Source organism: Acinetobacter terrae, from assembly GCF_013004375.1.
Classification (GTDB): domain Bacteria; phylum Pseudomonadota; class Gammaproteobacteria; order Pseudomonadales; family Moraxellaceae; genus Acinetobacter; species Acinetobacter terrae.
The window spans coordinates 105747-120081 of sequence record NZ_JABERI010000002.1 but is presented as its reverse complement, the minus strand read 5'-3'; the positions used below and the strand labels follow the sequence as shown (position 1 = coordinate 120081).

Genomic DNA, 14335 nt, shown 5'->3' with positions numbered 1-14335 from the left:
GTTAAGCAAAACTGTTTGTTCATTAATTAATCAGACCTTAAAAATGCCCACTGAATGTTTGTTTAATTTTTCCTAAGGCACTGTGGGGTACATCTTCCTCAATTTCATCGTGAAGTATAGGTAAACAAATAAGTACTTCTAAACCACCTTGAGGGCGATTGTGAATCGTAAGTTGCCCTTGATGCATGTCGACAATACGTTTCACAATGGCTAAACCCAAACCACTGCCTTGTACCGTACGCGCTTCATTGCCTCGAACAAAGGGTTGCATCAAGTCTTCAATTTGATCTTCCGGAATGCCTTCACCATTGTCTGCGACGGTAATAAAAATATGGTCATTTTCAACTTTCGCGGATAATTCGATGGGTTCAGCACCATAGCGTTTCGAATTATTGATTAAATTGCCAATCATTCGTTTTAAAGACTGGCTACGTGCCTGAATGACCGGAACATCTTGGACTTTAAAACGGATATCTAATGGTTTGAACTGGATCACTAATTCCTGTAATAGCATATTAATGTCAGTGTCTTGCAGCTCCTCATCTGAGCCATCTCGCATGTATGAGATGAACTGATCAAGAATCGCATCCATATCTTCGACATCATAAATCAAGCCTTCTTTAAGAAAGTCTTCATCGGGCATCATTTCGGCGCTTAAACGAATCCGGGTCAATGGGGTACGCAAGTCATGTGAAATTCCTGCCAGCATAATACGGCGGTCACGTTCAGCCTGATCCAGCGTATAAATCATATGATTAAAGGCTTGGTTTACTTCGCGAATTTCTTGAGGGCCATGATTAGTTTCCAGATAAGGTGCAGAACCGGTTTTACTATAGTTATTTGCCGCATTTTGTAGACGACGTAAGGGACGATTTAACTGGCGAACAAGGGTCAAAATGATGGCAGCGGCAATAAGGGGCACACCGAGTAACCACCCAAAGACCAGTTCAGGACTATAATTGGCATAAGTTTTTAAGGGTTCACGTACCCAATGACCATTCATTTCCGGTGTTTGAATCCAAATACGCGGACTCGGTTTAAATTGGAAATAAACTGTCACATCTTCAACTTTCAGTTCTTTGGCCAGCTTTTTTTCAATTTGATTGGTAAAAAACTCGGCAATGACTTTGTCACGAACACTTGGGTAGTCTTTGGGATCGGTAATGTATTCAATTCCAACACGGTTTTTGAGCCAGGTGTCGACATCCACTTCGGCATCATTATGAAAAATACGTAAATCAGGATTGTTGATAATTTCTAGTTCAACCCCTAAATAGCGGGCGTGTTGCTGAATTTCTGGAAGATATAGGGTGCGCCAAAAGAACCATAACGACATAAATAAACTGAAGAATACAATGAATAACACGAGCACTGTGGTACGCATTGCAGCAGAACGTGGCTTGATCTTGTCAAAAAAGCGGTCCGAGCGAGTTCGCTTCTTTTCCGAATAAGCTTCGTAATCAGTAAATTTCTGTGGGTCGATGGGTTCGAGTTTCACACCAGCTTCCTGTAGGTATTTTTTTAAATTGAACAGTAATAATATTCGCGGTGGAATCTTACTGCCTGTACCTTCGATGGAAGGAGCTTCTTATGTTACTTTTTTTGAAAAAATGAGTAACACTGTTACGCAAGTAAAAACTTTGCCATTCGCTGAACTCGCGCATTTGCATGCGAGCTTTTAAAGAAGGGCGGGCTCAAACAGCAGCGAATGGCTTTTAGGGATAATTAATATCGCGAAGAATTATCCGCGTTGAGCGTTTTTATTCTGCACCATCTGGAACAAAAACATAACCTACGCCCCAAACAGTTTGGATATAACGCGCGCGGGCAGGGTTCTCTTCAACCAGACGACGTAAACGAGACACCTGAACATCAATAGAGCGTTCCATCGCACCCCATTCACGACCACGCGCAAGGTTCATCAATTTATCACGAGTCAAAGGTTCACGCGGATGTTGAACCAAGGCCTTAAGCACGGCGAACTCACCTGTAGTGAGGGTAACCACTTGACCTTCACGAGTAAGGGTACGTGTTGATAAATCAAGCGACCATGGACCAAAGCTCACAACTTCCATGTGCTGACTCGGTGCACCTGGAACTTCGCGTACTTGACGACGTAGTACTGCACGAATACGCGCTAATAGCTCATTTGGATTAAATGGTTTTGGCAAGTAGTCATCTGCACCGGCTTCAAGCCCTGCAATACGGTCAGAGTCGCTGCCACGTGCAGTCAACATGATAATCGGTGTGTCGATATTCGACTGGCGTAAACGGCGGCAAATACTTAAGCCATCTTCAACCGGAAGCATGAAATCGAGCACGATCAGAGAGAAAAGTTCGCGCTGTAATAAACGATCCATTTGTGTTGCGTCGTGTGCAGTTTTGACCACGAAGCCTTTATCTTCTAGAAAGCGCTGTAATAACGTACGTAAACGCACATCATCATCTACAACGAGAATGCGTTCGACGCGATCAGTTTCGTTTTGTACTGGATCTGTTTTTTCAGCAGGTACAACTAAACTCATGATGTGCTCCTTTATTCTTTATTGTCATCGTAAACAAAAGTTCGGATAGCCTTGAGTATACGATTCATTTGTATCTGTTTACTATGCTCTAAAGCAACAAATATAGCAGGTAAAATCAAGACATAGATACCAAATGTATACATCTAAATTATAGTGAATCTCGCTTAATATGTAGATTAAAAAACGACTTATCACTTAATTTTGTAGGGAATTATGAAAATGACATGAATTGGCAATATTGACCACTTATAAATTTAATAAAAACAATTGTGGATTTTATGGTCTTGGTCTTTATAATCATGCCATTTAGTACTTATCCTTGTGGGATCAAACACGATGACTGACTTAGTTCAGCAGTTAGCAAAAGAAATTGCCGTACGTCCAAATCAAGTAGAAGCTGCCATCAAGCTGATTGATGAAGGTGCAAGCGTTCCATTTATTGCACGTTACCGTAAAGAGGTAACTCAGGGCTTAGACGATACGCAGTTACGCCAACTCGACACGCGTTTATCGTATTTACGCGATTTATTTGAGCGCCGTGAAAAAGTTATTGAATCTCTGAAAGAACAAAATAAATTGTCAGATGATTTACTGAACCGCGTAAACGCTGCTGAAACCAAGAATGCTTTAGAAGAACTTTACGCACCGTATCGTCCAAAACGTACCAGCAAGTCATTTAAAGCCAAAGAAGCAGGCTTGGGTCCAATCGCGGCAAAAATCTTTGCAGAGCAGGTTGATCCAACTGAAGCTTTAGCTAGTTTTAGCCATGAAGATTATCCAGATGTGGAAAGTCAGCTTGATGCGATCCAACACATTCTGATTGATGATTGGGCGCAAAACATTGCTTTGACTACAGAATTAAAAGCGACCTTTGCTAAAACCGCTGTTTTAAAAAGCGCAGTTGCAAGTGAAGAGAAAAAAGAAGTCGGCAAGAAATTCCGCGATTACTTCGATTTTTCTGAAAACTTCAATAAAGTAGCTTCACATCGCTTGCTTGCAATGTTACGTGGTCGTCAAGAAAACGTATTGGGCTTAAAGGTTGATGGTGAAGATGACGCACTATTGGCGCGTATTGAAACTGAATACAATCTTGATTCGGTTCAACCACAAGCGCGTGCAGATTACTTAAAACAAACCGCTAAACTGTTCTGGTTAGGTAAAGTCCGTCCACAAATCGAACATTCATTACTGACTGAAAAACGTCTTAGCGCTGAAGCTGAAGCAATGGATGTATTTGCTGAAAACTTGCGTCATTTATTGCTTTCTGCACCTGCAGGCGCGCGTACGACTTTGGGTGTTGATCCTGGTATCCGTACTGGTGTGAAACTGGCTGTAGTGAATGCTTCTGGTGATGTGGTTGCCCATAGCACCATTTACCCATTTGCGCCAAAAGAAGACAAAGAAGGTTCAATTGCTGAACTTGCACGTCTTTGCCGTGAATTCAATGTCGATTTAATTGCGATTGGTAATGGCACAGCTAGCCGTGAAACTGAAGCCGTTGTTGCGGAAATGATGGCTGCAAACGCAGACTTGAACCTTACACGTGTTTCAGTATCTGAAGCGGGTGCATCGGTTTATTCAGCATCTGAATTGGCTTCGCAAGAATTGCCAGAGCTAGACGTTTCAATTCGTGGTGCAGTATCGATTGCACGTCGTTTACAAGATCCATTGGCTGAACTTGTGAAAATTGATCCTAAGTCGATTGGTGTAGGTCAATATCAACATGACGTGAATCAAACAGGTTTGGCGAAAACGCTTGAAGCTGTGGTTGAAGACTGTGTGAACTCGGTCGGTGTGGATGTAAATACAGCATCTCCTGCAATTCTGTCGTATATCGCAGGTTTGAATAAATCGATTGCACAACAGATTTTTGAATACCGTAAAGAAAATGGTCGTTTTGACAACCGTCAAGCCTTGAAAAATGTACCTCGTTTAGGTGAGCGTACGTTTGAACAGGCGGCTGGTTTCTTGCGTATTCAAGATGGTTCTGAACCATTGGATGCGTCTGCAGTTCACCCTGAAAGCTATGCTTTGGTGAGCAAAATTGTTGAAGCAAAAGCAACGACTGTAAAAGATATTATTGGTAATTCTGAAATCATTCGCCAGGTGAATGCAGAAGAATTTGCCGATGACAAGTTTGGTCTGCCTACCATTCAAGACGTACTTAGCGAACTTGAAAAACCAGGTCGTGACCCACGTCCAGAATTCCGTACTGCAAAATTCCTTGAAGACATTACTGAAGTATCACAATTGACTGAAGGCATGCAGCTAGAAGGCGTGATCACTAATGTCACCAACTTCGGTGCATTCGTTGATGTCGGCGTACATCAAGACGGTTTGGTACATATTTCTGAACTTGCCAATGAATTTGTAGCGGATCCGCATAAAGTGGTGAAACCAGGTCAAATCGTTCAAGTACGTGTATTACAAGTGGATGCTGAACGTAACCGTGTCAATTTGTCGATGCGTCCTGAAGGTTCAGAAGCACCAGCGAAAGCTCCACGTCAGCCACGCCGTGAGCAAACTGAACAACGTGGGGAACGTAAGCCACAAGCGAAGCGTCCGCAAAATGCTCGTCCTCAGGGTGATCGACCACAAGGCAAAAAACCTCAATCTGCTAAGCCACAAGAGCAAAAAATTGGTGGTTTGGGTACATTGTTATTACAAGCAGGGATTAAAGGTTCTAAATAATTTTTAGAGTTCTTTAAGATTTAAAAAACCTCCCTAATGGGAGGTTTTTTTATGCAAGCTTTGGCACAATCCAACTGCAAATAATTAGCATGATGCCTAAATGCCCCAATTTACGACTCACTTTTTCTACTGTTGAAACTTGCACAGGAGACTGTTGAGAAGTTCCTTTCATTTTTATCGATGCCATCGACTTGTTGAAATGCAAGAACATAGCCAAATCAATACAAATTAAAATACTACCGACATCACTGACTATATCCATCAATTTATAATCTTGTAGATAGATAGAAGTCGCTATTTGGTAGCAAAGGAAAAGGGCAAAAGCAAAACAGGCATATTGAAAAATAACAGCAGCGATCCGCATAAAAATCTAAAAACAAAAAAATGATGTGTGTTTATAACATAAAAAAGCCAGTCTAATGACTGGCTTAATATTGCACAATTTTACCAATGTTCACCCGGGAACAAACGAGCATATGCTTTTTGAACCCAATTCAGTTTCTGTGGTTGACCTACCGAAGCAGAAGAGCTTGGGAACAGGTTATAACCAATCGACATCAATTTATTATTGATATCTGGTGCGATAGAGTAGGTGATCGATGCCAAACGACCTAAGTGGGTCGCCACTTTCTTCGGACGTTTCACAATTGCATATGCAATTAAATCTGCCGCCTGTTCAGGAGAAAGTGTTGGTACATATTTATAAATTTTGGTTGGCGCAATCATCGGAGTGCGTACCAATGGCATGTAAACTGAAGTAATCGCAATTTTATGCGAATGAACTTCGGCAGACAGACAACGGCTGAATGCATCCAGTGCAGCTTTAGATGCGACGTAAGCTGAAAAACGTGTTGCATTGGCCAATACACCAATCGAGCTGATATTAATGATATGACCATCGCGACGAACCATCATCTGCGGGAGAATATTCATCACCAAACGGATGGCACCGAAGTAATTCAGCTGCATTGTGCGTTCAAAATCATGAAAACGATCTGATGATTCATGTACCGCACGACGAATAGAACGTCCTGCATTATTAATTAAAATATCAATATGATCGACAGATGCTAAAATTTGTTTAGAGACTTCATCAATCGATTCCATGTTATTTAAATCACATGGAAACACTGAAGCCTGTCCACCTTTTGCTTCAATTTCTTGTTTAACTTGATCTAATGTTTCTTTGGTACGTGCAACCAATAAAACATGTGCGCCTGCATCGGCAAGTTTATGTGCAGCAGTTAAGCCAATACCACTGGATGCACCTGTAATTAAAACCACTTTACCGTTGACTCGGTTGCGAAAGAGTTTCTCTAGTCTTGAATTCACGCTGTTTTTTTCCTGATTTAAATAGAACAAAATTCTAGATTATGTTTTTTGTAGTTGATTATTTGGCTCAAAATATTGGGGAATTGAGCTCTTCTCATCTCGGTTATGATAACCAAAGTTTAAAAAAAATCTATAAATAAGTTGTTGAATTTACAAATATAATTAGAGTAATTGCTCTATTTTCATTCTTCTTATAACTTAATTTTTACCACGAATTCAAAACAAAGCCAAGAGAAATAAGCACAAAGTATTTAAGAAATAAAAACCTTCTTCCTGATGAGGAAGAAGGTTTAATTTAAAGTAGCTTGCAAAAAATTAAACTTGAGCCAGTGCCTGTTCTAAATCTGCAATCAAATCATCAATATGCTCAATCCCAACCGATAAGCGCACCATGTCAGTACTGACTCCAGCAGACTTTAGTTCTTCTTCATTGAGCTGACGATGGGTGGTGGTAGCAGGGTGGCAGGCGAGGCTTTTTGCATCACCAATATTCACCAGACGGGTGAACAGTTGCAACGCATCAATAAAGCGAGTGCCTCCTTCAAGACCATCTTGTACGCCAAAAGACAGAATCGCAGATGGTTTACCTTTCACATATTTTTGCGCCAAAGCATGCTGTGGATGATCTTTTAAGCCGGCATAATTGACCCATTTCACTTTTGGATGCTGCTGTAAATATTCAGCCACTTTTTGCGCATTTTCAGTATGGCGTTCCATACGTAAATTTAAAGTTTCTAAACCTTGCAGAATCAGGAATACGCTCAGTGGGCTAATCGCTGCACCGGTATTGCGTAATGGCACCACACGCGCACGTGCGATATAAGCCGCTGCACCTAAAGCTTCAACATAGTTGACACCATGATAACTAGGATCAGGCGTATTCAAGACTTTGAAACGTTCAGGATATTTGCCCCAAGGGAATTTGCCGCTATCAACAATGGCACCGCCAATCGAGTTGCCGTGACCGCCAATATATTTAGTTAGTGAGTGCACCACAATGTCTGCCCCATGTTCAAAGGGTTTCAATAGAGCAGGGGTGGCAACCGTATTATCGACAATAACGGGTACACCATATTCATGGGCAATTTTCGAAATCGCTTCTAGGTCGATGATATTGCCAAGTGGATTACCAATCGATTCCACAAACACCAGTTTGGTTTTGTCATCAATCAAGCCTCGTAGTGCTTCAGGATCTTGATAATCGAAGAAACGCACTTCAATGCCTTGTTTTGGCAAGGTGTGTGCAAACAAGTTGTAAGTTCCGCCATATAAAGTGGAAACAGAGGCAATATTGTCACCCGCTTCGGCAATGGTCTGAATGGAATAGGTAATAGCTGACATGCCCGAAGCTAAAGCCAATGCGCCAATACCGCCTTCAAGCGCAGCCAGACGTTGCTCTAAGACAGCTGTTGTCGGGTTCATAATACGGGTATAGATATTCCCTTGAACCTTTAAATCGAACAAATCGGCCCCATGTTGAGTATTGTCAAAGGCATAAGATGTAGTTTGATAAATAGGTACAGCCACGGCTTTTGTTGTTGGGTCTGGGCTATAACCGGCATGAATGGCCAGGGTTTCATCTTTATAGGTCATGTTTACATCATCTTCGTGAGTTAAATATTGATCCAGTTTAGCATTTTCTTATATAAGTCAAAGCGCTATTTAAATGAAATTGTTATCTTAAATATTCATATGAATGTTAATTTTCAGTGCAAGCTGAACAAAATTAACTGTGGATGAATATGTTTAAAAAATAAACGTGTCCTGAGTTGTAACATTCTATTGAAGATGGAAGCTATGCCTTATTTTTTCGGCACTTTCATCGTATAATGCCGGCAATTATTTGTTCGCATAATATTATTGCTATGCGAATGTTGTTTTTTCTATAGAGGAGTCCTACGTGGCCCAATATATTTACACGATGAACCGTGTGTCGAAGATGGTTCCGCCTAAGCGCGAAATCCTGAAAGACATCTCTTTATCATTTTTCCCAGGCGCAAAAATTGGTGTGCTTGGTTTAAACGGTGCAGGTAAATCTACCTTGCTTCGTATTATGGCGGGCGTAGATAAAGATTTCTCAGGTGAAGCGCGTGCTCAACCGGGTATTAAAATCGGTTATCTTGAGCAAGAACCACCATTAGATCCAAATAAAGATGTTCGTGGTAACGTTGAAGATGGTTTGCGTGAACCATTGGATGCTTTGGCGCGTCTTGATGAAGTATTTGCAGAATATGCAGCAGAAGATGCTGACTTTGATGCACTTGCAAAAGAACAAGAGAAATTAGAAGCGATTATCCAGACTTGGGATGCGCATAACTTAAGCAACCAAATGGATCAGGCAGCAGCTGCATTAAACCTTCCAGCTTGGGATGCAGACGTAAACTTGCTTTCAGGTGGTGAACGTCGCCGTGTAGCACTTTGTCGTTTATTGCTTTCTAAACCTGACATGTTGCTTCTTGATGAACCGACGAACCATTTGGATGCAGAATCTGTAACCTGGTTAGAACGTTTCTTGAAAGACTTCGCGGGTACTATTGTTGCGATTACGCATGACCGTTATTTCTTGGATAACGTGGCCGAGTGGATTCTGGAGCTTGACCGTGGACATGGTATTCCTTACCAAGGTAACTATTCTTCTTGGTTGGAACAGAAAAATGCCCGCTTAGAGCAAGAGAACAAACAGGAAGAATCTTTTGCTAAAGCATTGAAGAAAGAACTTGAATGGGTTCGTTCTAATGCTAAAGGTCAACAAAAGAAAAACAAAGCGCGTATGGAGCGTTTTGAAGAGCTTAACTCTAAAGAGTTCCAGCAACGTAATGAAACCTCTGAAATCTACATTCCACCTGGTCCACGCTTAGGCAACAAGGTTGTAGATGTTGAAGGGATCAGTAAATCATTTGATGGTCGTTTGCTGTATGAGAACTTAACCTTCTCTGTGCCACCAACTGCGATTGTGGGTATTGTTGGTCCTAACGGTGCAGGTAAAACGACACTGTTTCGTATGATGACGGGCGAGCAACAACCAGATACCGGTACGGTAACTCTGGGTGAATCCGTTAAAGTGGCTTACGTGGGTCAGTTACGTGATACTTTGGATGACAATAAAACCGTTTGGGAAGAAATTTCTGGCGGTCTTGATATCTTGAAAGTGGGCGATTACGAAATTGCATCACGTGCTTATATCGGTCGTTTCAACTTTAAAGGTCAAGATCAGCAAAAACGTGTTGGCAGCTTGTCTGGTGGTGAGCGTAACCGTCTGCAACTTGCAAAAGTCTTGCAGCAAGGCGCGAACGTAATCTTGCTCGATGAACCATCGAACGACTTGGATATCGAAACTTTACGTGCGCTTGAGGATGCAATTCTTGTATTCCCGGGTACGGTAATGGTGGTATCGCATGACCGTTGGTTCCTGGACCGTATTGCGACACACATCTTGTCATTTGAAAATGAACAGCCTGAATTCTACGCGGGTAACTATGCTGAATATGAAGCATATCGCCAGTCACGTTTGGGTGATGCTGCTGTACAAAAGCGTTCTAAATACAAAAAAATCGGCGTTTAATTGCTTGTTTTTGTGTGATTAAAAAACCAGCCTCCGGGCTGGTTTTTTATTGGAAATTTTTAGGAAAAAGCTAATTGGCTATATGCTTTTTCTAAGGTCATTTGTGCTTCATGATGTCCTTGCTTAGCCGCTTTTTTTAGCCATTCTTCTGCATGTGTGTAGTTTTTATCTAGGCCTGATTGTCCATGAAGATAACATATACCTAGTTTATATTGTGCATCACTATGGTCTTGCTTAGCTGCTTTTGTTAGCCATTCTTCTGCATGTGTGTAGTTTTTATCTAGGCCTAATTGCCCATGAAGATAACATACACCTAGTTTATATTGCGCATCACTATGGCCTTTTAAGGCAGCACTTAAAAAGTTCCATATTGCATTTCGATTGTTATAAGAGGATTGATCATTATCACACGTTAAATGATGTTCAATCGCAAGCTGCTCAAAACATTGTGCCTGTTCAAACTCCAAATTTGCCTCATCTGTTCTTATATTTTGCATTCCTTGCAAATGTTGATCTGAAGGACTAAGCAAAGCGTCTACAATCTTTTTTATCTTATTCACGATCATAATCAACCCCTTTCTCCTGCATCAGATTATCATAATCTAATCATTTTAACGAAATGATTTTTTTTATTTTAAAGTACAAACAATTTGTAAGTAATTGAATTTTTTTGTTATTTAAAAAAAATTAAAAAGGCTTTGATGTTGATTATTAATGTAAATAAAGGTGAATAGTTTTCATATTTTATACAGAATTTCTTACTAACTCTTGAATTTATGCGATCTTGCTCATTAAGTTGATTTATATTTGAAGAGTGCTAAAAAATTATAGTATTTCTCTATTTTTTATGGATAAATTATTTATATAAAGAGAAATAAAATGGGAGTCTGCAATGAATGGACATCACGGGCATGATCATAGTCATGCTGTTGTGAGCGAAAATAATGCCAAAAAATTAACCTTTGCCTTAGTGCTGACCACCACATTTTTAATTGTAGAAGTGATAGCAGGCTTTATTACGCAAAGTTTGGCTTTACTCTCTGATGCAGCCCACATGTTTACCGATGCTGCTGCGCTTGCCATAGCGCTTGTTGCCATAAAAATAGGTAAACTTCCTGCCGATGATAAGCGCACTTTCGGCTATCAGCGCTTTGAGATTTTAGCAGCTCTGTTTAATGCATCTATGCTGTTTGTAGTGGCGATGTATATTCTGTATGAAGCCTATCAGCGTTTTTCAAATCCGCCTGAAATTCAAAGTTTGGGCATGATGATTGTCGCGATTATTGGTCTGATCATTAATCTGATTTCGATGAAAATTCTATTTTCAAGCAGCCAAGAAAGTTTGAATGTAAAAGGGGCGTACTTAGAGGTTTTGAGTGATGCTTTGGGTTCTGTGGGTGTGTTTATTGGGGCAGTGATTATTTATTTTACTCACTGGGTTTGGATAGATACCTTAATTGCCGTGCTGATCGGGTTTTGGGTGTTACCTAGAACGTGGATTTTACTGAAACAAAGCATCAATATTTTGCTTGAAGGTGTGCCTGAAGAAATTGATATTGAAAAATTACGTAATGATCTTCTTGGGTTGAAAGATGTTGAAAGCATTCATCAACTCAAGGTTTGGGCGATTACTTCAAAGAATATACATCTGACTGTGCATTTATATGCACCCCAGGCGGATCGTAATGCGTTGTATCAGCAGGCTTTGGAAATGTTAAGCCATATCCATGGCATTACTGAAATGACGCTACAGATTGAAGAGGATGAATGTCTTGCGCATTCACATTGTCAGCCGGATGATCATCAACAAAAACATCCACATCATCATGATGAAGATTCACATCAGCACCGAGACTGAACATGGAGCTGATGTGAAATGAATTTTATTTTAAATTTCCCACTCGTGGTGGCACTCGCGACATTTCCATTTCTTTTGCGACTGCATAAAGCCTTGCATCGAAATTTTAAAGTCGGGTAGGTCGCGGTAAAACATAAAGCCTGCAATCAGACACAGCACAAATACCACCACAGTTGCAGATTGTAATGTTGTTCCTGCACCATCACCAAAAATCCACATGGCAATACTAATTAAAACCAACAGCAATAAGATGAAAACAGCAGGAATTAACAAGACTAAGCTTTTAGGTACCACTGGTCGTGCCGCAGGTCCGCCGGATTGTGCAATAGGCATAATTTTAGGGCTTTGGCATTTTGGGCAACGGTATTGCATTACAACTCCAGAATTCTAATCTATAGGTTATTCTAATCTGAATGTCACGGAAAGCAAAAATACCGCTAATAAAATACCGTGAATAAAAAAGTTAGACAATAAAAAGCCACTGAATAGGTCAGTGGCTTTTTTGAATTTGGCGTCCCTACGGGGATTCGAACCCCGGTTACCGCCGTGAAAGGGCGATGTCCTAGGCCTCTAGACGATAGGGACTTATCGAGGCAACACAGGTAAAACAAATAACTTGGTGGAGTCAAGGAGGATCGAACTCCTGACCTCTACAATGCCATTGTAGCGCTCTACCAACTGAGCTATAACCCCCAGTCTGTGTGAGCGCAATATTAGGGGCATTGCGCTCATACGTCAACTATAAAATCAATTATGCTTCATCAACTGCGTCATTTTTCGGCAATTTTAAGCTTTCATTGAGTTTTTCCCAAACTTTTGCTTCTTTTTTACTCGGACCACCGACAATTTCAAGCGCATGACGTAAACGAGCAAAGGTTAAGTCAGGACCAATCGTTACCATAGACTGCATTACAGGCGTTGAACTGGTCGAACCGGCAATGGCAATAAAGAAGGTTGGCATGAAGTCACGTAACTTCACTTCCATTTGTGTCGCTAAATCCATCAGTGTTTGACTAACCGTGTCGTTATTCCAGGTGAATAAGCTTTCTAAACGCCAAATTGCAAATTGTAAGCTTTGACGAACTTGTTCTTCAGACAATTTCTTGCTTTCAAACTGTTCTTTTGAAAGTTGTGGGAACTGGTTGAAGTAGAAACCTGCCCAATTCACCGCTTCAGACAACAAGTTGATACGCGGTTGAATTGCAGCAGCAATATCTTCCAAAGTCTTACGGTCTGATTTCCAAGCCAACAGTGTATTTAATAATTCAGCAGGAGAGAGCGCTTTAATCCATTGACCATTTAGCCAGTTGAGCTTTTCTACATCAAAGATTGGACCACCAAGGGATACGCGCTTAATGTCGAAATGTTCAATCATTTCTGCCAAAGTGAATTTTTCACTTTCATCCGGCATAGACCAGCCCATACGACCTAAATAGTTCAATAACGCTTCTGGAAGTACACCGATATCTTTGTAATAGTTGATTGAGGTTGGATTTTTACGTTTCGATAATTTTGATTTATCTGGATTACGTAATAATGGCATGTGGCAAAGCACAGGCATATCCCAACCAAAGTATTGGTATAACAATTGGTGTTTAGGTGCCGATGGAATCCATTCTTCACCACGAATCACGTGGGTAATTTCCATTAAATGGTCATCGACCACATTGGCCAAATGGTAAGTTGGCAAGCCATCCGTTTTAAGCAAAATTTGCATATCGACTTGTGCCCATGGAATTTCCACTTCGCCACGCAGCATATCGTCAAATTTGCAACTGCCTTCAGCAGGCACTTTCATACGAATTACGTGTGCTTCGCCTGCAGCTAAACGACATTGAACTTCTTCTTGAGATAAAAGTAAACCACGACCGTCATAACGCGGGCTTTCACCGCGGGCTTGCTGTTCAGCACGCATTTGATCCAATTCTTCACTTGTTGCGAAGCAGTAGAATGCATGACCTTTTTCAACAAGTTCTAAAGCATATTGTTTATAGATGCCCATACGTTCCGATTGGCGATATGGTGCATGTGGACCACCAATATCGGGACCTTCTGACCAATTCAAACCTAACCAACGTAATGAATCTAAAATCATTTTTTCAGATTCAGGGGTTGAACGAAGTTGATCGGTGTCTTCAATACGAAGAATAAATTCACCACCATGCTGTTTAGCAAAACATAAGTTGAACAAGGCAATATATGCAGTGCCTACATGTGGGAAGCCTGTAGGAGAAGGGGCAATACGAGTACGAACAGTCATAATCAATATTTTTCAGAATGTGAATGGAAAGTATTATAACGAAAAAGCCTAATCACTTAATGTTAAATTCAACATTGAGATGATTAGGCTTGGTCTAAACTTCTTAA

Annotated in this window: 11 protein-coding genes and 2 tRNA genes; 3 read left to right on the top strand and 10 right to left on the bottom strand. The window is 40.8% G+C overall.

What is annotated here, in order from left to right:
* Positions 1–37 precede the first annotated feature (37 nt).
* Complete coding sequence (locus tag HLH14_RS02350; RefSeq protein WP_171532585.1) at positions 38–1498, bottom strand: ATP-binding protein; 1461 nt, start codon at positions 1496–1498, stop codon at positions 38–40.
* 262 nt (positions 1499–1760) lie between these two features.
* Positions 1761–2525, bottom strand: coding sequence for an osmolarity response regulator transcription factor OmpR (gene ompR, locus HLH14_RS02345; protein WP_067726874.1), 765 nt, complete (start codon positions 2523–2525; stop codon positions 1761–1763).
* 336 nt (positions 2526–2861) lie between these two features.
* Here ompR and HLH14_RS02340 point away from each other — a divergent pair, with 336 nt between their 5' ends.
* Positions 2862–5216, top strand: a complete 2355-nt coding sequence (locus tag HLH14_RS02340; RefSeq protein ID WP_171532584.1) for a Tex family protein — start codon at positions 2862–2864, stop codon at positions 5214–5216.
* A gap of 49 nt (positions 5217–5265) precedes the next feature.
* Here the strand turns inward: HLH14_RS02340 and HLH14_RS02335 are convergent, their stop codons facing one another.
* From HLH14_RS02335 to HLH14_RS02325, 3 genes are all read right to left on the bottom strand, one after another.
* Complete coding sequence (locus tag HLH14_RS02335) at positions 5266–5478, bottom strand: hypothetical protein (RefSeq protein ID WP_235940451.1); 213 nt, start codon at positions 5476–5478, stop codon at positions 5266–5268.
* A gap of 182 nt (positions 5479–5660) precedes the next feature.
* Positions 5661–6548 (bottom strand): SDR family NAD(P)-dependent oxidoreductase, encoded by an 888-nt coding sequence (locus tag HLH14_RS02330; protein ID WP_067726868.1) that lies wholly within the window; start codon positions 6546–6548, stop codon positions 5661–5663.
* A gap of 315 nt (positions 6549–6863) precedes the next feature.
* Entirely contained in the window at positions 6864–8141 is a 1278-nt protein-coding gene (locus HLH14_RS02325) for an O-acetylhomoserine aminocarboxypropyltransferase/cysteine synthase family protein (protein WP_171532582.1), read from the bottom strand.
* A 307-nt stretch (positions 8142–8448) separates the two neighbouring features.
* On the opposite strand from HLH14_RS02325, the gene ettA reads away from it, so the two are divergent.
* A complete protein-coding gene (ettA, locus tag HLH14_RS02320) occupies positions 8449–10110 on the top strand; it encodes an energy-dependent translational throttle protein EttA (protein WP_086194207.1) in 1662 nt (553 codons plus the stop codon).
* A gap of 59 nt (positions 10111–10169) precedes the next feature.
* On the opposite strand, the gene HLH14_RS02315 is transcribed toward ettA, so the two are convergent.
* Positions 10170–10676 carry a tetratricopeptide repeat protein gene (locus HLH14_RS02315; RefSeq protein WP_086194206.1) on the bottom strand — a complete coding sequence of 169 codons (507 nt, stop codon included), beginning with the start codon at positions 10674–10676 and terminating at the stop codon, positions 10170–10172.
* 326 nt (positions 10677–11002) lie between these two features.
* On the opposite strand from HLH14_RS02315, the gene HLH14_RS02310 reads away from it, so the two are divergent.
* Complete coding sequence (locus HLH14_RS02310; RefSeq protein WP_171532581.1) at positions 11003–11968, top strand: cation diffusion facilitator family transporter; 966 nt, start codon at positions 11003–11005, stop codon at positions 11966–11968.
* 30 nt (positions 11969–11998) lie between these two features.
* Here HLH14_RS02310 and HLH14_RS02305 read toward each other — a convergent pair whose 3' ends face one another.
* From HLH14_RS02305 to gltX, 4 genes are all read right to left on the bottom strand, one after another.
* Positions 11999–12340 (bottom strand): hypothetical protein, encoded by a 342-nt coding sequence (locus HLH14_RS02305; RefSeq protein ID WP_131270823.1) that lies wholly within the window; start codon positions 12338–12340, stop codon positions 11999–12001.
* Positions 12341–12477: 137 nt separating this feature from the next.
* Positions 12478–12553 (bottom strand) — tRNA-Glu (locus tag HLH14_RS02300).
* A gap of 32 nt (positions 12554–12585) precedes the next feature.
* Positions 12586–12661 (bottom strand) — tRNA-Ala (locus HLH14_RS02295).
* Between the two features lie 58 nt (positions 12662–12719).
* The gene (gene gltX / locus HLH14_RS02290; protein ID WP_171532580.1) at positions 12720–14228 is read right to left on the bottom strand and encodes a glutamate--tRNA ligase; all 1509 of its coding nucleotides are present in this window, start codon (positions 14226–14228) and stop codon (positions 12720–12722) included.
* Positions 14229–14335 lie beyond the last annotated feature (107 nt).